The 22,617-nt window shown below is 73.7% G+C and carries 19 protein-coding genes and 2 tRNA genes; 19 read left to right on the top strand and 2 right to left on the bottom strand.

All coding sequences use genetic code 11. The features are described 5' to 3' along the window. Positions 1-34: 34 nt before the first annotated feature. Complete coding sequence (locus tag OG618_RS13335) at positions 35-1,339, bottom strand: M14 family zinc carboxypeptidase (protein WP_329487626.1); 1,305 nt, start codon at positions 1,337-1,339, stop codon at positions 35-37. A gap of 276 nt (positions 1,340-1,615) precedes the next feature. Here OG618_RS13335 and OG618_RS13330 point away from each other — a divergent pair, with 276 nt between their 5' ends. The 11 genes from OG618_RS13330 (at position 1,616) to OG618_RS13280 (ending at position 16,369) form a co-directional block, all read left to right on the top strand. Further along, on the top strand, positions 1,616-3,541 hold the full coding sequence (locus OG618_RS13330; RefSeq protein ID WP_329487625.1) for a TIGR03960 family B12-binding radical SAM protein: 1,926 nt from the start codon (positions 1,616-1,618) through the stop codon (positions 3,539-3,541). Between the two features lie 222 nt (positions 3,542-3,763). Further along, positions 3,764-4,564: a TIGR03936 family radical SAM-associated protein gene (locus OG618_RS13325; RefSeq protein ID WP_329487624.1), complete on the top strand. Its 801-nt coding sequence runs from the start codon at positions 3,764-3,766 to the stop codon at positions 4,562-4,564. Between the two features lie 396 nt (positions 4,565-4,960). Then, positions 4,961-8,497, top strand: a complete 3,537-nt coding sequence (locus tag OG618_RS13320; protein ID WP_329487623.1) for an Rne/Rng family ribonuclease — start codon at positions 4,961-4,963, stop codon at positions 8,495-8,497. A gap of 223 nt (positions 8,498-8,720) precedes the next feature. Further along, complete coding sequence (rplU, locus tag OG618_RS13315; protein WP_030397424.1) at positions 8,721-9,038, top strand: 50S ribosomal protein L21; 318 nt, start codon at positions 8,721-8,723, stop codon at positions 9,036-9,038. Positions 9,039-9,050: 12 nt separating this feature from the next. Beyond that, the gene (gene rpmA, locus OG618_RS13310; protein ID WP_329487622.1) at positions 9,051-9,308 is read left to right on the top strand and encodes a 50S ribosomal protein L27; all 258 of its coding nucleotides are present in this window, start codon (positions 9,051-9,053) and stop codon (positions 9,306-9,308) included. A 99-nt stretch (positions 9,309-9,407) separates the two neighbouring features. After that, positions 9,408-10,886 carry a GTPase ObgE gene (obgE, locus tag OG618_RS13305; RefSeq protein ID WP_329487621.1) on the top strand — a complete coding sequence of 493 codons (1,479 nt, stop codon included), beginning with the start codon at positions 9,408-9,410 and terminating at the stop codon, positions 10,884-10,886. 343 nt (positions 10,887-11,229) lie between these two features. After that, a complete protein-coding gene (gene proB / locus OG618_RS13300; RefSeq protein WP_329487620.1) occupies positions 11,230-12,366 on the top strand; it encodes a glutamate 5-kinase in 1,137 nt (378 codons plus the stop codon). A gap of 118 nt (positions 12,367-12,484) precedes the next feature. Continuing rightward, on the top strand, positions 12,485-13,012 hold the full coding sequence (locus OG618_RS13295) for a hypothetical protein (protein ID WP_329487619.1): 528 nt from the start codon (positions 12,485-12,487) through the stop codon (positions 13,010-13,012). Between the two features lie 111 nt (positions 13,013-13,123). Continuing rightward, positions 13,124-14,446 (top strand): glutamate-5-semialdehyde dehydrogenase, encoded by a 1,323-nt coding sequence (locus OG618_RS13290; RefSeq protein ID WP_329487618.1) that lies wholly within the window; start codon positions 13,124-13,126, stop codon positions 14,444-14,446. Positions 14,447-14,546: 100 nt separating this feature from the next. Continuing rightward, positions 14,547-15,140 carry an SCO2584 family spore wall biosynthesis protein gene (locus OG618_RS13285; RefSeq protein ID WP_329487617.1) on the top strand — a complete coding sequence of 198 codons (594 nt, stop codon included), beginning with the start codon at positions 14,547-14,549 and terminating at the stop codon, positions 15,138-15,140. Positions 15,141-15,274: 134 nt separating this feature from the next. Beyond that, complete coding sequence (locus OG618_RS13280; RefSeq protein WP_329487616.1) at positions 15,275-16,369, top strand: SCO2583 family membrane protein; 1,095 nt, start codon at positions 15,275-15,277, stop codon at positions 16,367-16,369. A 135-nt stretch (positions 16,370-16,504) separates the two neighbouring features. Here the strand turns inward: OG618_RS13280 and OG618_RS13275 are convergent, their stop codons facing one another. Further along, positions 16,505-17,563 (bottom strand): M48 family metallopeptidase, encoded by a 1,059-nt coding sequence (locus tag OG618_RS13275; RefSeq protein WP_329487615.1) that lies wholly within the window; start codon positions 17,561-17,563, stop codon positions 16,505-16,507. Between the two features lie 245 nt (positions 17,564-17,808). Between OG618_RS13275 and OG618_RS13270 the strand changes: the two genes are divergently transcribed. The 8 genes from OG618_RS13270 (at position 17,809) to OG618_RS13235 (ending at position 22,572) form a co-directional block, all read left to right on the top strand. After that, on the top strand, positions 17,809-17,955 hold the full coding sequence (locus OG618_RS13270) for a hypothetical protein (RefSeq protein ID WP_329487614.1): 147 nt from the start codon (positions 17,809-17,811) through the stop codon (positions 17,953-17,955). A 160-nt stretch (positions 17,956-18,115) separates the two neighbouring features. After that, complete coding sequence (locus tag OG618_RS13265) at positions 18,116-18,274, top strand: hypothetical protein (protein WP_329487613.1); 159 nt, start codon at positions 18,116-18,118, stop codon at positions 18,272-18,274. Between the two features lie 136 nt (positions 18,275-18,410). Continuing rightward, entirely contained in the window at positions 18,411-19,043 is a 633-nt protein-coding gene (nadD, locus tag OG618_RS13260; RefSeq protein ID WP_329487612.1) for a nicotinate-nucleotide adenylyltransferase, read from the top strand. A 19-nt stretch (positions 19,044-19,062) separates the two neighbouring features. Next, the gene (locus OG618_RS13255; protein WP_329487611.1) at positions 19,063-20,922 is read left to right on the top strand and encodes an LCP family protein; all 1,860 of its coding nucleotides are present in this window, start codon (positions 19,063-19,065) and stop codon (positions 20,920-20,922) included. Positions 20,923-21,095: 173 nt separating this feature from the next. Continuing rightward, on the top strand, positions 21,096-21,566 hold the full coding sequence (gene rsfS / locus OG618_RS13250) for a ribosome silencing factor (RefSeq protein ID WP_329492097.1): 471 nt from the start codon (positions 21,096-21,098) through the stop codon (positions 21,564-21,566). Then, a complete protein-coding gene (locus OG618_RS13245) occupies positions 21,563-22,210 on the top strand; it encodes a histidine phosphatase family protein (protein WP_329492096.1) in 648 nt (215 codons plus the stop codon). Before rsfS ends, OG618_RS13245 begins: the two co-directional genes overlap by 4 nt. A gap of 179 nt (positions 22,211-22,389) precedes the next feature. Beyond that, positions 22,390-22,462: transfer RNA gene (locus OG618_RS13240), tRNA-Ala, on the top strand. A gap of 37 nt (positions 22,463-22,499) precedes the next feature. After that, positions 22,500-22,572, top strand: a tRNA-Ala gene (locus OG618_RS13235). Positions 22,573-22,617: the final 45 nt, after the last annotated feature.

Raw genomic sequence — 22,617 nt, 5'->3', positions numbered from 1 at the left:
GGACCGGCCCCGCCGCCGTGCGGGCGGCCCGCCGCTACCGGCTCCGGCCGCGCAGGCAGGCGGCCGCGGCGAGCACCGCGCGGGTCTGGTGGGCGGTCTGGACCTCCACCGGCACCCAGCGGGCGCCGAAGCGGTGGCGCAACTGGTCCAGGCTCTCGGTGACGATCCCCAGCGCCCGCTCGCGGGCAGCGTCCACGGCCGGACCCCCGGTGTCCGCCAGCAGGCGCAGCAGCACCGAGGCCACCCGCAGCGGGATCCGCGCGGCGGCGAGCCCGGCGGTGGTCACCCGGGAGACGGTGAGAGGCTGGGCGCACCACTGCTCCAGCCACTCGTCGGCGACCGGCGAGCAGACCGCCAGCGTGAACTCCACGGCGCGCACCATCGGGCCGTAGGCCCGACGGGCGTGCGGCGGGACGTGTACGAGCAGGCCGGACAGCTCCTCGGCGCGGTCCCGCAGCACCCGGGCGGCGGTCCCGACCGCCTGCCGGACGGCCGGGTGCCGGCGGCCGTCCCCCACCGCGTCGACGGCCCACATCGGCACCTCCAGGACGGCCGTCACCCCGCCGTGGCGGCCGGCGTACGACCAGGTGGACAGCTCGGGCTCGTCCGGGAGCGCCCGGGACAGGCCGGAGCCGCCGGGCGCGGGCATCAGGTACGTCCCGGGGGCGGGGCTGGCCCAGCCGACCGCGTCGTACGAGTCGACGTCCAGCGGGACGGCGCCGCGCGCCGCCGAGCGGCCGAAGCGCTCGGACAGGCCCGGGACGGGCCCGGTGAGCTGCACGAAGGCGCCGCCGAAGTCCACGCCGTGCAGGGAGCACTGCAGGAACGGCCGCAGCTCGTCGATCAGACCGGTCAGCGCCAGGCTCTCCGGCATCGGCGCGCGGTCGGCGCCGGCGGGCGGCAGCAGCTCGGGCTGCTCCTCGAAGGAGGGCCGGAAGAAGTGCTCGTAGTGGCGGCGCATGGTGAGCGGGCCGTCCAGCCATCCGGCGTTGAACGCGGCGCCGTCCGGGTCCAGGCAGGGCAGGATGTGCCAGGAGACGCCCGGCCGGGGCGGGTGGTCCAGCAGCCGCTCGGCCAGCCGCAGGGCGCTGCTGACGCCGACCGGCTCGTTGGGGTGCGGGCCGCCGACCACCAGGACGGCGTCCGGGCCCGCGTCCACGGAGAGCAGCAGCAGCGGGTGCCCGGCCCGGGAGCGGCCCACCTCCCGCAGCCGGCAGCGGCCCGGATGGCGGCGGGCGAGCCGGCGGGCCGCCGCCTCGGCGCGGGCCACCGTGAGGTAGCGGTCCGCCTGCTCGGGCGCGGGGTGGCACTGGGGCACCCGCCGGCCGGTGTCGGTCATGTCAGGAGGCCGGTGTCGGTGCCGTCGTGCATGGTCAACTTCCTTGTCCCGATGGCGTGCAGGGCCTCCCGGCGGAGCCCTGCCAGTACCGCATGGGCCGTCCGGGGCTGTCAACAGCCGATTCGACCCCCGCTCGGGGGCCGGCCCAGGCCCGCGGCCGGCCGGAGCGTCCCGGGATTCGGCTACCCTTGAGGGTCACCCCTCCCAGCCGTCGCGCACCACCCCACCGGGTCCGATGCCAGCGACACCATTCAACGTCGTAAGGGTTCCTAGTACATGACTGTCGAATCGGTCTTCCCACGCCTGGAGGCCCTCCTCCCGCACGTCCAGAAGCCGATCCAGTACGTCGGCGGCGAGCTCAACTCGACCGTCAAGGACTGGGACGCCTGCGACGTCCGCTGGGCGCTGATGTACCCCGACGCCTACGAGGTCGGCCTGCCCAACCAGGGCGTCATGATCCTCTACGAGGTGCTCAACGAGCGCGAGGGCGTGCTCGCCGAGCGCACCTACAGCGTCTGGCCGGATCTCGAAGCGCTCATGCGCGAGCACGACGTCCCGCAGTTCACCGTGGACGCGCACCGGCCGGTCAAGGCCTTCGACGTGTTCGGGCTCTCGTTCTCCACCGAGCTCGGCTACACCAACATGCTGACCGCGCTCGACCTGGCCGGCATCCCGCTGGAGGCCCGCGACCGGACGGTGGACGACCCGATCGTGCTGGCCGGCGGCCACGCCGCGTTCAACCCCGAGCCGATCGCCGACTTCATCGACTGCGCGGTGGTGGGCGACGGCGAGCAGGCCGTCCTGGACATCACCGAGCTGGTCCGCGGCTGGAAGGCCGAGGGCCGCCCGGGCGGGCGCGACGAGCTGCTGCTGCGCCTGGCGCGCACCGGCGGCGTGTACGTCCCCCGGTTCTACGACGTGGAGTACCTGGCCGACGGCCGGATCGCCCGAGTGGTGCCGAACGCGCCGGGCGTGCCGTGGCGGGTCTCCAAGCACACCGTGATGGACCTCGACGAGTGGCCCTACCCCAAGCAGCCGCTCGTCCCGCTCGCCGAGACGGTGCACGAGCGGATGTCCGTCGAGATCTTCCGCGGCTGCACCCGCGGCTGCCGCTTCTGCCAGGCCGGCATGATCACGCGCCCCGTGCGGGAGCGAAGCATCACCGGCATCGGCGAGATGGTGGAGCGCGGGCTGAAGGCCACCGGGTTCGAGGAGGTCGGCCTGCTGTCGCTGTCCAGCGCCGACCACACCGAGATCGGTGACATCGCCAAGGGCCTGGCCGACCGCTACACCGAGGACAAGATCGGTCTGTCACTGCCGTCCACCCGGGTCGACGCCTTCAACATCGACCTCGCCAACGAGCTCAGCCGCAACGGCCGCCGCTCGGGCCTCACCTTCGCCCCCGAGGGCGGCAGTGAGCGCATGCGCAAGGTGATCAACAAGATGGTGTCGGAGGAGGACCTCATCCGCACCGTCTCCACCGCGTACGGCAACGGCTGGCGCCAGGTGAAGCTGTACTTCATGTGCGGCCTGCCCACCGAGACCGACGAGGACGTCCTCCAGATCGGTGAGATGGCGAAGAACGTCATCCAGAAGGGGCGCGAGGTCACCGGCCAGAACGACATCCGCTGCACCGTCTCGATCGGCGGATTCGTGCCCAAGCCGCACACCCCGTTCCAGTGGGCCCCGCAGCTGTCCGCCGAGGACACCGACGCCCGGCTGGCCAAGCTGCGCGACTCGATCCGCGGCGACCGCAAGTACGGCAAGAACATCGGCTACCGCTACCACGACGGCAAGCCCGGCATCGTCGAGGGCCTGCTCTCCCGGGGTGACCGCCGGATCGGCGCCGTCATCCGGGCGGTCTACGAGGACGGCGGCCGTTTCGACGGCTGGCGCGAGCACTTCTCCTACGACCGCTGGATGGCCTCGGCCGAGAAGGGCCTGGCCGGCACCGGCGTCGACGTCGACTGGTACACCACCCGCGAGCGCACCTACGAGGAGGTGCTGCCCTGGGACCACCTGGACAGCGGCCTCGACAAGGACTGGCTCTGGGAGGACTGGCAGGACGCCCTCGAAGAGGTCGAGGTCGACGACTGCCGCTGGACCCCGTGCTTCGACTGCGGTGTCTGTCCTCAGATGGACACGGCCATCCAGATCGGCCCGACGGGCAAGAAGCTCCTGCCGCTGACGGTCGTCAAGTAGGGCGGCGCACGCCATCGCGGGACCCCGGCCGGGCGCTCCGGCCGGGGTTTCGCGCATCCGGGCTGACCAGGGGCGGAGCGAAGGTGGCGCGCGGGCGCGTACCCTTTGGGTGACAGAGTCCGGAGAGTGGCGCGATCGTGTCACGCCGGACGGGGACATCTGACTAAGGACTGAGCGACTCTGGCACGCCGTACGCCCGACGGTCCGCCGCCCGCGCCGACGGTGCAGCGGATCCGTCTCCGCTACACCAAGCGCGGCCGGCTCCGCTTCACCAGCCACCGCGACTTCCAGCGCGCCTTCGAGCGCGCCCTGCGCCGGTCGGCCGTGCCGATGGCCTACTCGGCCGGCTTCACACCGCACCCGAAGGTGTCCTACGCCAACGCGGCCCCCACCGGGGTGGCCAGCGAGGCGGAGTACCTGGAGATCGGCCTGGCGGCCCACCGCGACCCCGAGGAGCTGCGCGCGCAGCTGGACGAGTCGCTGCCGAAGGGCCTCGACATCATCGACGCGGTCGAAGTCCGGACGCCGAACTTCGTCGAGCGTCTGGAAGCCTCCGAATGGCAGGTCCGGCTGGACGGTGTCACCGGGCCGGAGGCGTCCCGCGCGGCCGCCGCCTTCCTCGCCGAGGAGCGGGTCGAGGTCGAACGCCGCACCAAGAACGGCGTGCGCGTCTTCGACGCGCGCGGCGCGGTCGCGGCGCTGGAAATCCTCTCGCCGCAGGTCGACGACGGTGCGGACACGGAGGGCGAAGGGGCCCGCGATGTTCGGACCGGCCGTGCCTGTGCGATACTGCGCCTGGTAGTACGACACGCCACACCAGCCGTACGACCCGACGACGTATTGTCCGGTCTCCGTGCGACGGCTGACCTGGCGCCGCCGGTCCCCGCAGAGGTGACCAGGCTGGCGCAGGGGCCGCTCGACGAGGAGACCGGCACGGTGACCGACCCGCTGGCGCTCGACCGCGCCGCGGCCCCGGCCGGCCCTGTGGCCGCCGACGAGCCGCGCGCAACCGCGTCCGCCTAGCGGGCGGAGGCCTGGTCCAGTGCCTCACTGGACCCGTTGGTCCTCCAGGCCCCCGCGGCTCCCCAGGGGAGCGAGCGTCGTCGAAGCACAGGCCGGCCTCTTGCGGCCCGCCGACCCGGATGGTCGGTGGGCCCGAGGTCCCCGTCCGGGAGCCACCCGGGGTTGGGGAACGGCGCAGCTTGGGAAAACCTCAGAAGACTGGGCAGACCAGAAGACTTTCGACACCCCGCCGCGTGCGGGGCGCCGAGCGAGACTACGAGCCCCTGTGCGGCCTCGCGTCCGCACGGCGGCACCAGGAAAGGGTCCGGCCCGAGCATCCTCGTGATGCCGGCCGGCCACCGGTGCCCCGCCGTGCCCGGATACGGAGCCCGGGGGCCTGACGGGAGATCCACCCGCATGCTCGATAACACCGATCCGCAGCAGAACGCGGCGACGGAACCGAACGAGAACACCGCCGCCACCGGCGACGGCACGACCGGCGCACCGCCGCGCCGCCGCCGCCGTGCGGTGTCCCGCCCCGCGGGCACCCCGCAGGGCGCGGCCGCCGACGGCGCCGAGACGGTCATCGCGGCCGAGGCGCCCGCCGCCGAGGCCCCCGCCGTGGAGGCGCCGGCCGCCGAGAAGCCGGTCCGGGCCCGCCGGACCCGCAAGCGGGCCGAGGCGCCCGCCGGGGCGCCCGAGGCCACCCCGATCGTCGTCACCCCGGCCGAGGCCGAGGCGCCCGCCGCAGAGGCCCCCGCCGTGAAGGCACCGGCGGCCGAGCCGGCCGCCGAGCCCGTGGCCGAGAAGCCCGCCAGGGCCCGCCGGACCCGCAAGCGGGCCGAGGCGCCGGTGAGCGCGCCCGCCGCGGCCGACGCACCCGTCGAGACCCCGGTCGAGGCCGCACCCGCCGAGGCGCCCGCCGCCGAGGCCGCGCCGGTCGAGGAGGCCCCCGCGGCCCCCGCCCGCCGCCCCCGTCGCCGCCGCGTGGCCGAGGCCGCGCCGGTCGTCGAGGAGGCCCCGGTCGAGGAGCCCGCCGCGGAGGAGGAGCCCGCCGAGGAGGCCGAGGCCGTCGCGCCCGCGGCCGAGCCGGAGCCCGCCCCGGCCCCCGCGCCGGTCGCCGAGGCCGAGCCGACCCACCGGGTGCGCCGCCGTGCGGTCCGCCCGTCCACCGCGATCTTCCAGGCCCCCGTCTTCCAGGAGCCGGCCCCCTACACCGCGCCGTCGGCCCCGGCCGCCGCCCCCGCCGCGGCCGCCCCGGCCGAGACCCCGGCTCCGGCCGAGGCCCCCGCCGTGAAGAGCACGGAGGAGGACGAGTACGAGTACAGCGGCGTCGGCCGCCGTCGCCGTACCCGCACCCAGGTGCGGGTGCAGACCCCGAACCGCCGCAAGTCGGCCGCCGCCGCCGCTCCGGTGGCGCCCGCCGCCCCCGTGGTCGAGGCCCCGGTCGCGCCGCCCGCCCCGGTCGCGGCCCCGGCCGCCGTCGAGGCGCCCGCCGCCGGTCCCGAGGCCGAGGACGAGTGGGAGGACGGTCGTCCGTCCCGCCGTCGCCGCCGGGGCGGCCGCCGCCGCCGTCGTGGCGAGGCCGAGGACTTCGAGGCCGAGACGGCCGAGACCGAGCAGCCCGTCCAGGAGCCCGCCGCCGAGGCCGAGGACGAGGACGGCGAGGACGACGACGACCTGTCGGCCGGCCTGGCCTCGTCCCGTCGTCGCCGTCGTCGCCGCCGTCGCAGTGGCGAGGCCGGTGCCGGCGAGGCGGCCGAGACCACCGAGGACGGCGTCCGCACGGTGGTGAAGGTGCGCGAGCCGCGCCGCCGCTCCACCGAGCCGTCGTTCGACCCGGACGAGGTGCAGTCCATCAAGGGCTCCACCCGACTGGAGGCCAAGAAGCAGCGCCGCCGTGAGGGCCGCGAGCTGGGCCGCCGCCGGGTGCCGATCATCACCGAGGCCGAGTTCCTGGCCCGTCGCGAGTCGGTCGAGCGCGTCATGGTGGTGCGCCAGAACGGCCAGCGCACCCAGATCGGCGTCCTCGAGGACGGCGTGCTGGTCGAGCACTACGTCAACAAGGAGCAGGCCACCTCGTACGTCGGCAACGTCTACCTGGGCAAGGTCCAGAACGTGCTGCCGTCGATGGAGGCCGCCTTCGTCGACATCGGCAAGGGCCGCAACGCGGTGCTGTACGCCGGTGAGGTGAACTTCGGCTCGCTGGGCGGCCACGGTGGCCCGCGCCGGATCGAGTCGGTGCTGAAGTCCGGCCAGTCCGTCCTGGTACAGGTCTCCAAGGACCCGATCGGCCACAAGGGCGCCCGCCTGACCAGCCAGATCTCGCTGCCCGGCCGCTACCTGGTCTACGTGCCCGAGGGCTCGATGACCGGCATCTCGCGCAAGCTGCCCGAGAACGAGCGGGCCCGTCTGAAGCAGATCCTCAAGAAGATCGTCCCGGACGACGCGGGCGTCATCGTGCGCACCGCCGCCGAGGGCGCCTCCGAGGACGAGCTGACCCGTGACGTCCAGCGCCTCCAGCAGCAGTGGGAGGAGATCCAGAAGAAGGCCGCGACCGGCAACGCCCCCGCGCTGCTCTACGGCGAGCCGGACATGACCGTCCGGGTCGTCCGCGACATCTTCAACGAGGACTTCACCAAGGTCATCGTCTCCGGCACCGAGGCGTGGAACACCATCCACGACTACGTCTCCAACGTGGCCCCCGACCTGGCCGAGCGCCTGCAGCGGTGGACCTCCGAGGTCGACGTGTTCGCGACCTACCGGATCGACGAGCAGCTGATGAAGGCGCTGGACCGCAAGGTCTGGCTGCCCAGCGGCGGTTCGCTGGTGATCGACCGCACCGAGGCGATGGTCGTCATCGACGTCAACACCGGCAAGTTCGTCGGTCAGGGCGGCAACCTCGAAGAGACCGTCACCCGCAACAACATCGAGGCGGCCGAGGAGATCGTGCGCCAGCTGCGGCTGCGCGACCTCGGCGGCATCATCGTGATCGACTTCATCGACATGGTGCTGGAGTCCAACCGGGACCTGGTGCTGCGCCGTCTGCTGGAGTGCCTGGGCCGGGACCGGACCAAGCACCAGGTGGCCGAGGTCACCTCGCTGGGCCTGGTCCAGATGACCCGCAAGCGGGTCGGCCAGGGCCTGCTGGAGTCCTTCTCCGAGCCGTGTGTCCACTGCAACGGGCGCGGCGTGATCGTCCACATGGAGCAGCCGAGCAGCCACGTCCACACCGGTGGCGGCCACGCCGTCGCGGCGGGCGAGCCGGCCTCGGGCGGCGGCAAGCGCCGGCGCCGGGGCAAGGGCGGCGGCGCCCAGGACGAGGCGCAGACCGTGGTCGAGGCCGACATCGAGGCTCCGGAGCACGAGGAGGTCGAGGGGCAGCTCGCGATCGACGTGCCGGTGGCCGAGGTCGAGGCCGAGGCCGTCGTCGAGCCGGTGGCCCAGCCGGTGACCGAGCCGGTGGTCGTCGAGGAGACGGCCCAGCCGAGCCTGGTCGAGATCCCCGCCGCCACGGCGGCGCCGGCCGGCCGCACCCGCCGCCGGGCGGTGCGCAAGGCGACGGCTCCGGCCGGGGCGCCCGCCGAGGCCGAGATCGTGGTGCTGCAGGCCCGTGCCGACGCGGCGCTGCAGGCGGCCTTCGCGGCCGTCGAGACGCCCGCCGAGGCCCCGGCCGCGGCCGAGCCGGTCGCGACGGAGCCCGAGCCGGCCGCGGAGACCGGTACGCCGGAGCCCGCCGCCGAGGCCGCCCCGGCCGAGGAGCCCGCCGAGGAGGCGCCGGCCCCGAGGAAGCGGGCCGCCCGCAAGACCACCGCGAAGAAGACGGCCGCCAAGAAGACCACCACCACGGCGGCCGCCGCGAAGAAGACCACCGCCCGCAAGACCGCCACCAAGCGGACGAGCGCGGCGGCCAAGAAGGCCGCGGCCGCCGAGGGTGATTCGGCAGCCGAGTAGTGCGTCGGTCCGGGGCGGGCTCGCGCCCGCCCCGGACCGGGACGGCCCGGTTTGCCCCCGAGGGGGCCGGTCCGTATTCTTGACCCTCGGCGTGTCTACGCCGTCGCTCCCGAACACATCACCTTCCGGGCCCCTCGTCAGAGGAGTCGGGGAGAGGCCCCTGTGTCCGTACCCAGGTGGCTGGCATCTGGAGCTCCGACCGAGTTAGGAAAGTGGGTACCGCATGTACGCGATCGTTCGCGCAGGCGGCCGCCAGCACAAGGTCGCCGTCGGCGACGTGCTGGAGATCGACCGTATCGAGGCCAAGCCGGGTGACTCGGTGGAGCTCTCCACCATCCTGGTCGTCGATGGTGAAGCTGTCACCTCCGACCCGTGGGTGCTGGCCGGCGTGAAGGCTCACGCCGAGGTGGTCGACCAGACCAAGGGCGACAAGATCGTCATCCTGCGCTACAAGAACAAGACCGGTTACCGTCGCCGCCAGGGTCACCGCCAGCAGCACACTGCTGTGCGGATCACGAGCATCGACTCCGTCAGCAAGTAAGGGGATAGCGAGATGGCACACAAGAAGGGCGCAAGCTCTACCCGGAACGGCCGTGACTCGAACGCCCAGCGCCTCGGCGTGAAGCGCTTCGGCGGCCAGGTCGTCTCCGCCGGCGAGATCATCGTCCGCCAGCGTGGCACCCACTTCCACCCGGGCGCCAACGTCGGCCGTGGTGGCGACGACACCCTGTTCGCGCTGTCCGCCGGTGCGGTGCAGTTCGGCACCCGTCGCGGCCGCAAGGTCGTCAACATCGTGGCCGTCGAGGCCTGAGTCCGACAAGACTCACAATGAAGGGTGGGCCGGAATGATCCGGTCCACCCTTCATGCTTGAGAAGCAGGCAACACTTTCTTCGCACTGGAGGCACAACCATGACCACCTTCGTGGACCGCGTCGAGCTGTACGTCGCCGCGGGTAACGGGGGCCACGGCTGCGCCTCCGTTCACCGGGAGAAGTTCAAGCCGCTGGGAGGCCCCGACGGCGGCAACGGCGGTCAGGGCGGCAGCGTCATCCTCACCGTGGACGCGCAGATCACCACCCTGCTGGAGTACCACCACTCGCCCAAGCGCAAGGCGACCAACGGCAAGCCCGGCGCGGGCGGCAACCGGACCGGCGCCGAGGGTCACGACCTCGTCCTGCCGGTGCCGGACGGCACCGTCGTGATGGACCGGCAGGGCAACGTCCTCGCCGACCTGGTCGGCCACGGCACCAGCTTCGTCGTCGCCGCCGGCGGCCGGGGCGGCCTGGGCAACGCGGCGCTGGCCTCGTCCCGCCGCAAGGCGCCCGGCTTCGCGCTGCTCGGCGAGCCGGGTGAGGCCCGTGACATCGTCATGGAACTCAAGTCCGTCGCCGACGTGGCCCTGGTGGGCTACCCGAGCGCCGGCAAGTCCTCGCTGATCTCGGTGATCTCCGCCGCCAAGCCGAAGATCGCGGACTACCCGTTCACCACCCTGGTCCCCAACCTCGGCGTGGTGACCGCCGGCGACTTCGTCTACACCGTCGCCGACGTCCCCGGCCTGATCCCGGGCGCCAGCCAGGGCCGCGGCCTCGGCCTGGAGTTCCTGCGGCACGTCGAGCGCTGCTCGGCGCTGGTCCACGTGCTGGACTGCGCGACCCTGGAGCCCGGCCGCGACCCGCTGACCGACCTGGAGACCATCGAGGCCGAGCTGGCGCAGTACGGCGGCCTGGAGGACCGGCCGCGACTGGTCGCGCTCAACAAGGTCGACGTCCCGGACGGCCAGGACATCGCCGACCTCACCCGGGCCTCGCTGGAGGAGCGCGGCTACCGCGTGTTCGAGGTGTCCGCCGCCTCCCGCAAGGGCCTGCGCGAGCTGAACTTCGCGATGGCGCAGATCGTCGCCGAGGCCCGCGCCGCCAAGCCGCTGGAGGAGTCCACCCGGATCGTGCTGCGGCCCACCGCCGTGGACGACGCGGGCTTCACCATCACCGAGGAGGACGGCGCCTTCCGCATCCGCGGTATCAAGCCGGAGCGCTGGGTCCGCCAGACGGACTTCTCCAACGACGAGGCCGTCGGCTACCTCGCCGACCGGCTGGCCCGCCTCGGCGTGGAGGACAAGCTCTGGAAGGTCGGCGCCCACGAGGGCGACACCGTCATCATCGGCGCGGAGGACAACGCGGTCGTCTTCGACTGGGAGCCGACCATGGCCGCCGGCGCCGAGATGCTCGGCCGCCGCGGTGAGGACCACCGCCTGGAGAGCCCGCGTCCGGCGGTCGACCGCCGCCGCGACAAGCTGAAGAACCGGGACGCGGCCGAGTCCGAGTTCCTCGCCTTCGAGGCGCTCTCCAGTGGCCGCCAGGCCGCCGTCGAGGGCGACGACGACGAGGAGTAGGACCGGCCGGTCCGACCCGTGTAGTGCCGCGGCCCCGCCTCCCTCCCGGAGGCGGGGCCGCGGTGCGTCGGTGCGTCGGTGCGTTGATGAACGTCACTTCGCTTGGCGGGAGCCGGACTTGGCGGACCGCCCCCGGCCCGGGTGGCGGGACGGGGCCCGCCGGGCGGGTGCGGTCCGCCCGGCGTCCCGCGACCGGTCCGGGCCGGCCCGTGACCGGGGAGGGGCGCGGTCCAGCCGGTGAAATGCCCTGCGGACGGACTGCGCCGATCGCGTAGATTGCGGGGGTGACGGCCGGGCCCGGGCCCGGCCGTACCCGCACCACACCGGAAGGGCGTACAGCGAGATGAGCGAGGACTCACTGCGGCAGGAGGTCCTGACCGCACGACGGATCGTCGTCAAGGTCGGTTCCTCCTCTCTCACCACGGCGGCCGGCGGCCTGGACGCCGACCGGGTCGACGCCCTGGTGGACGCGCTCGCCAAGGTGCGCAGCGGCCCGGACGCCCCCGAGGTGGTCCTGGTCTCCTCCGGTGCCATCGCGGCCGGCCTGGCCCCGCTGGGCCTGGACCGCCGGCCCAAGGACCTCGCCCGCCAGCAGGCCGCCGCGAGCGTCGGCCAGGGCCTGCTGGTCGCCCGCTACACCGCTTCCTTCGCCCGGTACGGCATCCGGGTCGGCCAGGTGCTGCTGACCGCCGAGGACGCCAGCCGGCGCGCCCACTACCGCAACGCCTACCGGACGCTGGACCAGTTGCTGGCGATGGGCGCGATGCCGATCGTCAACGAGAACGACACCGTCGCCACCGCCGAAATCAAGTTCGGTGACAACGACCGGCTGGCCGCGCTGGTCGCCCACCTGGTCCGGGCCGACCTGCTGGTGCTGCTCTCCGACGTGGACGGGCTCTACGACGGCGACCCGAGCCGCCCCGGCACCAGCCGGATCGCCCAGGTGGCCGGGCCGCACGACCTGGACGGCGTCTCGATCGGCAGCGCGGGCAAGGCCGGGGTCGGTACCGGCGGCATGGTCACCAAGGTGGAGGCGGCCCGGATCGCCACCGGCGCGGGCATCCCCGTGGTGCTCACCGCCGCCAGCCGGGCCGCCGACGCGCTGGCCGGCCGGCCCACCGGCACGCTCTTCCTGCGCACCGGCAGCCGCTCCTCCGACCGGCTGCTCTGGCTGGCGCACGCGAGCAGCCCGCGCGGCGCCCTCCACCTGGACGAGGGGGCCGTCGCGGCGGTCGTCTCCGGGGGTGCCTCGCTGCTGCCCGCCGGGGTCACCAAGGTCGACGGGGAGTTCGCCGCGGGTGATCCGGTGGACCTTCTTGGCGAAAACGGCCACATCGTGGCGCGCGGACTGGTCAACTTTGATGCGAGGGAGTTGCCCCGGCTGCTCGGCCGGTCCACCCGAGACCTGGCCCAGGAGTTCGGTGCCGCGTACGAGCGCGAGGTCGTCCACCGCGACGACCTGGTCGTCCTGCGGGGCTGACCGGTCCGCGGGCGCGGCGGCGGTGCGGGCCTTGCCGCGGGCGAGGGGGCGCAGCCGTACGCGCCGGACCGGGGCCGGCGGGTACGACGACACGAGATCGCCGAACAGGAGGCCGCCGGTGGAACGCAGGCGCGAGGCAGCGCTGACCGGAGGAACGGCGGGCCGACGGCTGACCAGCATCGACGGCGGGCGCGGGGCGGACACCCCGGCCGGGCCGGCCGGTCCGCCGCCGCAGGAGCCCGGCGCGCTACGCGGGGTCCGGCCGGACCGCCGGGACGAGGGGGAGCCGCCCACGGTGCCCGAACAGGCCCGGCTCTGGCACGTGGTGCTGAGCGTGGCGGGGCAGACCACCCCGCTGTCCGCGTTGCGGGCGGGGCTGGAGCGGCTGGCGCACGACCACTCGTTCTTCCTGACCGCCCGCTACGCGGCCGACCACGCGGAGATCCGCTACTGGGAGCAGGCCCGGGACCTGCACGACGCGGCGGCGATCGCGCTGCGGCTCTGGGGCGAGCACAAGGTGACCGCGAACCTGCCGCCGTGGGAGATCGTCGGGCTGGAGGTGGTCGACCGGGCGACGTACCACAAGCGCGTCGCCGAGGGCTTCGGCGGCCCGCCACCCCATCCGGGCGGGGTGCACCCGTACTGACGCACGTGTGCCCTGCCCGGGGCACGGCACGTGCGGGCCTTGCTGGGCGCCCATGTCTCACCGGGCGAAATGCCCGGCGGGCGGGGGCGGCGCACTCGCTACCCTTGGCGCATGACCAGCGACCTCGCCACCGCCGACAGCCCCGTCCTCGCCGTAGCGCGCCGAGCCCGGGAGGCCGCCGCCGTGCTCGCCCCGCTCCCGCGCCGGGCGAAGGACGCCGCGCTGTCGGCGATCGCGGACGCCCTGGTGGCCCGGAGCGCCGAGATCACCGCCGCCAACGCCGAGGACGTCGCCCGGGCCCGTGAGGCGGGTACCGCCGAGTCGGTGATCGACCGCCTGACCCTCACCGACGAGCGGATCGCCGCGATCGCCTCGGACGTCCGCGACGTGGCCGGCCTGCCCGACCCGGTCGGCGAGGTGGTGCGCGGCTACACCCTGCCCAACGGCCTGGACGTGCGGCAGGTCCGCGTCCCGCTCGGCGTCGTCGGCATCATCTACGAGGCCCGTCCGAACGTCACCGTGGACGCCGCCGCGCTCTGCCTGAAGTCCGGCAACGCGGTACTGCTGCGCGGTTCGGCCTCGGCCTACCGCTCCAACACCGCGCTGATCGCGGTGCTGCGCGACGCCGTCGTCTCGGCGGGCCTGCCCGCCGACGTGATCCAGCTCGTCCCGGGCGAGAGCCGGGACTCCGTCCAGGAACTGATGCGCGCCCGGGGCCTGGTGGACGTGCTGATCCCGCGCGGCGGGGCCGCGCTGATCCGTACCGTGGTCGAGGGCTCGACCGTGCCGGTGATCGAGACGGGGACGGGCAACTGCCACGTCTACGTGGACGCCGAGACGGACCTGGCGATGGCCGTCGGCATCCTGCTGAACTCGAAGGCGCAGCGGGTCAGCGTCTGCAACTCGGCCGAGACCCTGCTCGTCCACCAGGACGTCGCGGGAGCCTTCCTGCCGCTCGCGCTGGCGGCCCTGGCCCAGGCCGGGGTGACGGTGCACGGCGACGACGCGGTCCTCAAGGCCGCCGAGGGCTCGGCGGCGACCGTGGTGCCGGCCACCGAGGCGGACTGGGAGACCGAGTACCTCTCCCACGACCTGGCGGCGGCCGTGGTGCCCTCACTGGAGGCCGCCGTCGCGCACATCCGCCGCTGGTCCTCCGGCCACACCGAGGCGATCGTGACCACCTCGCAGGCCGCGGCCCGCCGTTTCACCCAGTTGGTCGACGCGACGACGGTGGCCGTCAACGCCTCGACGCGGTTCACCGACGGCGGTGAGTTCGGCTTCGGCGCCGAGATCGGCATCTCGACCCAGAAGCTGCACGCCCGCGGCCCGATGGGCCTGCCGGAGCTGACCAGCACCAAGTACATCGTCACTGGTGACGGGCATGTCCGGGGCGAGGCGACGCAGACCGTGGGCGGGGCGGCCGACGCCGGCTGAGCCGGCCGGGAGCCCCCGGCGGGCGGTCCGCGTCACACGGGTGACGGACCAAGTGCGAGGAGCCACAGACAAAACGCCCGACCGGTAATACGCTGAATCCGTGGCTGACGATGTGGGGGGCTTGCCGTACCCCGACGGCGCCGACCACGGTGGTGCGGACGACGAGTTCGCCACCGTGGTCTTCGATGAGGCCTTCGTCCGGTCCGCCGCCGTGCACGAGCCGACAGCCAAGGAGCGGCAGCTCGCCGCCGCCGAGGCCCGGTTCGAGCCGGACGCGGTGGTACCGGGCTGGGGCTATGACGTTCCCGTGGGGGACGGGGTGCCGCTGGAGCTGCGCCCCTACCCGAGCGGACTGGACGACGACCGCCTCTACCCCGATCCGTGGTCGGGCCCCGGCCGGGTGGTCGGGCGCCGGGCCGGGCGCTGGGGGCGGGACAGTGTCTACGACCCGGTCCGGTCGCGGCGCGGGCGCTATGTCGCCCAGCAGCGCTGGCACCGGCCGGTGGCCTGGGTGCTCGCCGTGATCATGGGCGTGAGCCTGGTCGCGGTGGCGGTCGCGGCGGTCTACCAGGGTGTGGGCGGCTCCGGTGGCGGTACGCCCCGGCGGCCCGACTCGGGGAGCAGCAGCGCGGGTGTCGATCCGGCGCCCACGCCGGCCGAACCGTCGCTCGTGGTCACCGCGCCGGCGGGCTGAGGCACTGGTTCGCGGACGCTGCGCCGGAGTGCGCCGGAGCGCGTTCGCGCGCCGGGCCTCCGGTCACGGAGCGCTCCCGGGAATCTGGGTGAACACCCTCGTGGCGGGGCGCGGATGCGGCTTACCCTGGTGTCATGGGTGACCCGCGAGAGCCTCCGGAGGGTGCGCCCGACGGTGGTTCCGGAAGCGATGACGAGTACCGGTCCGTCGTCTTCGACGAATCCTTCGTCCGTGCTGCCCGGATCCAGGAGCTCTCCGCCCGGGAGCGGCTGGCGGGCTCGTTCGGCCGGGCCACCCGCCCGCGGGTGCGGCTCGGTCCGCTGGGCACCGTGCCGCGGCAGGCGCTCGCGCTGCTGCTGTTGATCCTGCTGGCCTTCGCGGCCGCCGTGTACTTCGGCATCAGTACGCCGAACCGGCAGACCTCCCGCCCCGAGGGCAGCCAACTGACCGTCAGCCTGGTGGCGTTGAGCCCGGCGTCGGCCGTGCGGCCGGTCGCCGACCCGGCCGCCCCGTTCGCCGCGCTGCCGCCCGGCTACGGGGACGGTGCCATCGGGCTGGGGACGCCCGCCGGGGCGGCCACCGCGCACTTCAGCAAGATCGAGGTCACCAAGGCGCTCGACACCGTCCAGCGCTATCTGGTGGCGTCCTCGCTGGCGCCGACGGCCCTGGTCCAGGGGTCGACCGCCGATGTGCGGGCCTTCGTGACGCCCGGCGAGCAGGCCCAGTTCGACGCCAGTGCGGCGCACCCCGTCGACGACCGCCACCACGCGCTGACCGGGTGGGTGGTCCGGTTCGACCCGGCGCAGGTCGCGCTGGCGGCCGACAGCGTGAAGGTGGCCGGAGCGATGCGGATCGACGAGGCGGACAGCACCACCCTGCAGATCACCACCGACCACACCTTCGTCTACGCGCTCAAGCCCGCCGGGACCCCGAGCGGCGCACCGGTGACGCTGGAGACCGTCCGGCGGCAGCTGACCTTCCAGTTCGACCGGATCGACCTGGCCTCCGCCCAGCTGCGGCTGGTGGACTCGGTGCTCCAGGCCGGGCCGGCGCCGTGCGCCGGTTCGCTGGCCGGGTACGTCCGGCCGCTGCTGGCGGGGGCGGACGGCGCCGTGACCGGTGCGCAGCCGACGGAAGGCGCGCAGTCGCCGGAGGGCGCGCAGCCGATCGATCCGGGCAACCACGCCCGTCCGGCCTGGCAGGTCTGCGGGGTCCTGGCGGGCAGCTGACGTCCGGCGGCGGGCCCCGTCGCGGCCGGCCGCTCGGGCACACCGGGGCCGCCGCCGGGGCACGGCGGGTGCCGGGGCCGGGGACGCCGACGGCCCCCGGCGGGAAGCCGGGAGCCGTCGGGAGCCGTCGCGGGATCAGTCCTCGTCGCGCGGCGTCGAGGAGCCGTTGGCGCGGGTGGCGCCGGTGAAGGTGTCGCGGAGCTTGCCGCCGACGGTGGCGGCGCCGCCGGCGACGTCGCGGATCAGGCCCATCAGCGGGTCCTTGCTCTCCTTCACCGAGGTCGTGTAGTGGTCGGCCGCGGCCTTCCACTGCTCGCCGACCGAGGTGTCGCCGTCGTCGGAGCGGCGCGGGTAGGCACCGGCCAGGATCGAGCGGTACTCCTCGCTCTCCGCCCACTTCTTCAGCTTGGCGACCCGCACCACCGCGAACGGGTGGCTCTGCGGCAGCACCTGCAGCAGCTTGAGCACGCCGTCGCGCAGGTCCCCGGCCTTGTCGTACTCCTCGGCCTGCTCCAGGAAGGCGTCGACGTTCATCTCGGCCAGGTTGTGGCCGCCGGCCAGCTTCATCAGGGCCCGCATGGAGGCCTGGAGGTCCTGTCCGGCGAGCAGGCCGGCCCGGTCGCTGGAGAGCTCGGCCTTGCGGAACCACTCCTTGAGGGCCGTCACGATCGCCATGATCGCGAGGTTGCCGAGCGGCACCCAGGCGATCCGGGCGGCGATGTTGGTGAGGATCAGCAGCATCGTCCGGTAGACCGCGTGGCCGGACATCGCGTGGCCGACCTCGTGGCCGATGACGGAGCGCAGCTCCTCCTCGTCCAGGAGCTCGACCAGGCCGCTGGTCACCACGATGATCGGGGTGTCGATGCCGATGCAGTAGGCGTTGACCGTCGGGTCCTGGGAGACGTAGAGGTCCGGGACCTTCTCCAGGTCCAGCACGTACGCGGCGTCGCGCACCATCCCGTGCAGCTCGGGGAACTGCCGCTCGGACGTCTTCACCGCGGTGGCCAGGAACATCAGCCGGATCGAGCGCTCGGAGACCAGCCCGGCGAGCTTCTTCAGGATGTCGTCGAAGCCGGTCAGCTTGCGCAGCGCGACGAGCGCGGAGCGGTCCGCCGGGTGCTCCCAGGCGCGGGTGGAGATCTCCGGGAAGCGCTGGCGGCGCCGGCTCGGGGTCTTCGAGGTCGTATCGGTCATGGTGTGAGTACCCTCCTGGTCGACGGCGGCCCCGGCAGCTGGCCGGCCCCCGCTGGTCTTCGCCTGCAACGACTGTCTGTGCAACGTCCGTGGTTGCGTACTCGTCCCCGCGCTCACCCTACGCGGCGCGAACGGCGCCGCAGGGGGCGGTGGCCGTCGCGGGTGTGAGGCCGGTTTACCCTGAATGCCCTGGAGAGCCGAGACCAGACCTGGCCGCGGTACCGAGCAGTCCGAGGAGCCCGCAGATGTCCACCTCCGCCCTTGTCAGCCTGGCCGGCCCGATCTCCACGGAGAACGGCCCGGGGCTCTTCCTGCGGATCATCGTGGTGGCCTCCTTCGTCGGCGTCGGCCTGCTGGCGTGGGTCCTGCTGCGGGCCGGCCGCAACAACTGAGCACCCGCCCGCCGGGCCCCGCCGGGCGCCCGGCTCACGCCGGATCAGACGCGGTGGGCCGCCGAGCGGTTGCCGTGTCGGCACCCGTACGATGACAGATGGGCCCTCACCGGCCCGCACACCCCTGGTCCGTCATCCGAGCCGAGAAGGTCCGCCGACCATGAGCACTGCCGCCGCACTCCCCGTCCTGAACCTGCTCGCCTCCGAGGGCGAGGGGGGCAATCACGACAGCCTCAACCCGTACCTGACGGGTGGCGCCGCGCTGTTCATCCTGCTGCTGCTGCTCTACGTCACCACGCGCTTCAACCGGGACCGCTGAGCGGGGCACCGAGCCCCCGCCGGGGCGGCCCGGGGAGCGTCCGGCGGGAGCGCCGGCCGCTCCCTCACGCGTCCTCCCGGCGGCCGCCACCCGGTCGTTCCCGCCCCGTCACGGGCGTCGCGTAAGGTGTGGCGCCATGGGAGAGCAGGCCGGGAATCCCGGCGGACCGGAACCGGTGAAGAAGCGGCTCGGTGTGATGGGCGGCACCTTCGACCCGATCCACCACGGGCACCTGGTCGCCGCCAGCGAGGTGGCGAGCGCGTTCCACCTCGATGAGGTGATCTTCGTGCCGACCGGACAGCCGTGGCAGAAGACCGACCGCCTGGTGACGCCGGCCGAGGACCGCTACCTGATGACGGTCATCGCCACGGCGGAGAACCCGCAGTTCTCGGTCAGCCGGATCGACATCGACCGCGAGGGCCCGACCTACACCGTCGACACCCTGCGCGACCTGCGCGCGCTCCACCCGGACGCCGACCTCTTCTTCATCACCGGCGCCGACGCGCTCGCGCAGATCCTCTCCTGGCGGGACTCCGAGGAGCTCTTCTCGCTCGCCCACTTCATCGGCTGCACCCGGCCGGGGCACACTCTGTCGGACGCCGGACTTCCGGTGGGCGGGGTCTCCCTGGTGGAGGTCCCGGCGCTGGCCATCTCCTCCACGGACTGCCGCAACCGGGTCGCCAAGGGCGAACCGGTCTGGTACCTCGTCCCGGACGGCGTGGTCCGCTACATCGACAAGCGGGCGCTCTACGCGCCGCACCGGACCTGATCCCCGGAGGGGCCGACGGATGACCGATCGCAGGGGACAGCAGGACGACTGGTCCACCGGGCAGTACCAGCAGCAGTACCCGCCCCGGCAACAGGGCGGCTACGAGCAGCAGTACGACCAGTACGGGCAGCCGGTCCCGCCGGCGCAGCCCTACGGGCAGGACCAGTACACCGCCTACCAGGGGCAGGGCCAGGACCAGTACCAGCAGGCGTACCAGCCGTACGAGCAGCAGCAGCCGCAGCAGGGCGGCGGGTACGACCAGCAGCAGTACGACCAGTACGACCAGTACGACCCGTACGGGCAGCCGCAGCAGGGCGGCGGCCAGGCGTACCAGCAGCCCGGGGTCTACCAGGGGCAGTACCAGCAGGGGTACCAGCCGTACGAGCAGCAGCAGCCGCAGCAGGGTGGCGGGTACGACCAGCAGGGCGGCTACGAGCAGCAGTACGCGACCGCGCCGCAGCCGGTCGTCACCGAGCCGGTGGCCGAGCAGGCCGCCCCGGCGCCGCCGCGACCCCGGACGCCCCGGCCGGCCCCCGCCGAGGCGGCGCCGGCCCGGCCCGCGGCGCCGTCCGAGCAGGTCGGCGGAAGCCGCGCGGCCAAGGCCGCCGGCGGTGCCGGCAAGACGCCCACGGGCGACTACCCCACCGGTGAGTTCACCTTCGTCGACGAGGAGGCGGAGGAGACCGAGGACGTCATCGACTGGCTGAAGTTCGCCGAGTCGCGCAGCGAGGTGCGCGCCGAGCGCCGCCGCAAGCTCCGCAACCGGCTGGTCGGCGTCGGCGTGGTGCTAGCCCTCGCCGCGGCCGGCACCGGCGGCTACCTCTGGTTCACCGGCGACAAGCAGAGCGCGGCGACCGCCGCGGGCCCGCGCCAGGTCAACGTGGTGCACCTGCGGGACCTCCAGGGCAAGGTCTCCAGCGCGCTGCTGGTCAACGACGCCTCGGGGCACAAGGGCACCGTGCTGCTGCTCCCGGACACGCTGCGCCTGCCCGGCCCGGGCGACCCGCCGGTCACCACGGTCGGCCAGGCGATGGACAGCGTCGGTCCGTCCGCCACCCGGGACGCCCTGGCCACCGTGCTGGGCGCCCCGGTGGCCGGCACCTGGCGGCTCGACACGCCGTACCTGGAACTGCTGGTCGCCCAGCTCGGCGGGGTCCGGGTGGACACCAACGCCGAGACCCACGAGGGCGGCAAGCCGGACGGCAAGCTGCTCGCCGCCGCGGGCAAGAACACCCTGCTGAGCGGGAAGGCCGCGGTCGCCTACGCCACCCTGCAGGGGGCCGGCGAGGGCCGCGACGCCCAACTGGCCCGGTTCGGGCAGGTGATGGACGCGGTGGTGCGGACCATGCCGACCGAGTTCAAGGACGCCAAGGACGACGTGCACCGGATGAACGCGGTGCTCGACCCGTCGCTGCCCGAGGACGCCCTGGCCGGCGTGCTGGTCCAGCTCGCCCAGCAGGCGAAGGACGGCCACCTCGGGACCACGGTGCTGACCGTGAAGCCGGACGGCTCGCTGGACGAGGCCGCCGCCGGCCAGCAGGTCAAGGACGTGCTGGGCGGCACGGTGAAGTCCGCCACCTCGGCCGACACCCCCGCCCGGGTCTCGATCCAGGACGCCACCGGCAACGACCAGGCGGCCGCCGCCGCGCAGGTCCAGGTGGTGAACGCGGGCCTCACCTTCATCCCCGGCGGGACGAAGACCGCGGCCCAGGCCGCCAGTGAGATCCGCTACACCGACGACGCCCGGCAGGCCGCGGCGAAGTCCCTGGCGCTGAGCCTCAACCTGCCGGAGACGGCGGCGAGGAAGGTCACCGACGCGCAGAACGCCGACCTGGTGGTCGTCCTCGGCAAGGACTACCAGCCGCCGAAGACCCCGTAGGGCGTCGGCGGCCCCGCCTCCTCCACGCAGGGTCGTGGGGGCTCGGGGCGGGGCCGCGGCGGGCGCGGGCCGGTAAACGGTTCCTGGGCCACCTGGGCGGCGTGAGATCCTGGAAGGCGATGCCCGGCCGCGTGCCGGGCATCGCCCCCAAGCCGCCGAGCCGGAAGAACATCGTGACCGCCACCGAGCACAGCCAGGAAATCATCAACGTCGCCGCCCAGGCGGCGGCCGACAAGCTGGCGCACAACATCATCGCGTTCGACGTCAGCGACGTGCTGTCGATCACCGACGCGTTCCTGATCGCCTCCGCGAACAACGACCGCCAGGTCAAGTCCATCGCCGAGGAGATCGAGGACAAGCTGCGCGAGCAGCTGGACATCAAGCCGGTGCGCCGGGAGGGCGAGCGCGACGGCCGCTGGATCCTGCTCGACTACCTGGACATCGTGGTGCACGTCCAGCACTCCGAGGAGCGCTCCTTCTACTCCCTGGACCGGCTCTGGAAGGACTGCCCCGAGCTGCCGCTGCCGGCCGACGCGCTGGCCTCGCGCAACCGCCCCGACGCGCACACCGACGAGGCCGGCAACGCCCTCGCCCCGGCCGAGGCCGCCCCGGCCGACAACTTCGGCGCCGAGGACTACAGCTGAGCCGGGAGGCGCGGGGCCCGCGCATCGTCTTCTGGCGGCACGGCCAGACCTCCTGGAACCTCGAATCGCGGTTCCAGGGCACCACGGACATCGAGCTGACCGGCCAGGGCGTCCTGCAGGCCCAGCGGGCGGCCCGGCTGCTCTCCGGCCTGCGCCCCGACCTGCTGATCTCCTCGGACCTCCAGCGCGCCCGGCGGACCGCCGACGAGCTGGCCGTGATCACCGGCCTGGACGTGCAGCACCACGAGGGGCTGCGCGAGACCTACGCCGGCTCCTGGCAGGGGCTGACCAACGCGGAGATCCGGGCCCGGTTCCCGGAGGAGTACGAGGCCTGGGCGCAGGGCGAGCCCGTCCGGCGCGGCGGCGGAGAACTCTCCACCGAGGTCGCCGACCGTTCGGTGCCGGTGGTGCTGGACGCGGTCGGCAAGCTGCCGGAGGACGGCACGCTGGTGGTCGTCAGCCACGGCGGCACCATCCGCACCATGCTCGGGCGGCTGCTCGGACTGGAGCCGGAGCTCTGGGAGTGCTTCGGCGGCCTGTCCAACTGCTGCTGGTCCGTGCTGGGCCGCGGCGCGCGCGGCTGGCGCCTGCTGGAGCACAACGCGGGCACCCTCCCGCAGCCGGTGATCGGCGACGACACCTGACCGGCGACGGCACCTGACCGGTGGCGACGGCCGATCGGCGACGGTCGAGCCGCGCCCCCGCCGTTCGCCGGCACCGCGCGGGGACGGATTTCGCAGTTCCGGGCCTGACCGGTTAGAGTCTTCCTCGTTCGCACGGAAGAAACGCGGCCCGGAAGGGAAGCGGGAAATCCGGTGAGTGCGGGGCTGTAGCTCAGTTGGTAGAGCGCTTGCATGGCATGCAAGAGGTCCGGGGTTCAATTCCCCGTAGCTCCACTCCGCACCTGCGGTCCGCGAGGGCCGTGCGTGTCGCGGGGCTGTAGCTCAGTTGGTAGAGCGCTTGCATGGCATGCAAGAGGTCCGGGGTTCAATTCCCCGTAGCTCCACAGACCGCGAGAAGGCCGTCACCCACCGGGTGGCGGCCTTCGGCG

The organism is Kitasatospora sp. NBC_01246 (assembly GCF_036226505.1).
Classification (GTDB): domain Bacteria; phylum Actinomycetota; class Actinomycetes; order Streptomycetales; family Streptomycetaceae; genus Kitasatospora.
The sequence above is the reverse complement of the archived record's forward strand: the minus strand, read 5'-3'. Positions and strand labels throughout refer to the sequence as shown.

What these genes read in the sequence shown, in the direction of transcription:
- OG618_RS13335 (WP_329487626.1), bottom strand. Translation starts at nt 1,339, where the DNA reads ATGACCGACACCGGCCGGCGGGTGCCCCAGTGCCACCCCGCGCCCGAG.
- OG618_RS13330 (WP_329487625.1), top strand. Translation starts at nt 1,616, where the DNA reads ATGACTGTCGAATCGGTCTTCCCACGCCTGGAGGCCCTCCTCCCGCAC.
- OG618_RS13320 (WP_329487623.1), top strand. Translation starts at nt 4,961, where the DNA reads ATGCTCGATAACACCGATCCGCAGCAGAACGCGGCGACGGAACCGAAC.
- rplU (WP_030397424.1), top strand. Translation starts at nt 8,721, where the DNA reads ATGTACGCGATCGTTCGCGCAGGCGGCCGCCAGCACAAGGTCGCCGTC.
- rpmA (WP_329487622.1), top strand. Translation starts at nt 9,051, where the DNA reads ATGGCACACAAGAAGGGCGCAAGCTCTACCCGGAACGGCCGTGACTCG.
- obgE (WP_329487621.1), top strand. Translation starts at nt 9,408, where the DNA reads ATGACCACCTTCGTGGACCGCGTCGAGCTGTACGTCGCCGCGGGTAAC.
- proB (WP_329487620.1), top strand. Translation starts at nt 11,230, where the DNA reads ATGAGCGAGGACTCACTGCGGCAGGAGGTCCTGACCGCACGACGGATC.
- OG618_RS13290 (WP_329487618.1), top strand. Translation starts at nt 13,124, where the DNA reads ATGACCAGCGACCTCGCCACCGCCGACAGCCCCGTCCTCGCCGTAGCG.
- OG618_RS13280 (WP_329487616.1), top strand. Translation starts at nt 15,275, where the DNA reads ATGGGTGACCCGCGAGAGCCTCCGGAGGGTGCGCCCGACGGTGGTTCC.
- OG618_RS13275 (WP_329487615.1), bottom strand. Translation starts at nt 17,563, where the DNA reads ATGACCGATACGACCTCGAAGACCCCGAGCCGGCGCCGCCAGCGCTTC.
- OG618_RS13270 (WP_329487614.1), top strand. Translation starts at nt 17,809, where the DNA reads ATGTCCACCTCCGCCCTTGTCAGCCTGGCCGGCCCGATCTCCACGGAG.
- OG618_RS13265 (WP_329487613.1), top strand. Translation starts at nt 18,116, where the DNA reads ATGAGCACTGCCGCCGCACTCCCCGTCCTGAACCTGCTCGCCTCCGAG.
- nadD (WP_329487612.1), top strand. Translation starts at nt 18,411, where the DNA reads ATGGGAGAGCAGGCCGGGAATCCCGGCGGACCGGAACCGGTGAAGAAG.
- OG618_RS13255 (WP_329487611.1), top strand. Translation starts at nt 19,063, where the DNA reads ATGACCGATCGCAGGGGACAGCAGGACGACTGGTCCACCGGGCAGTAC.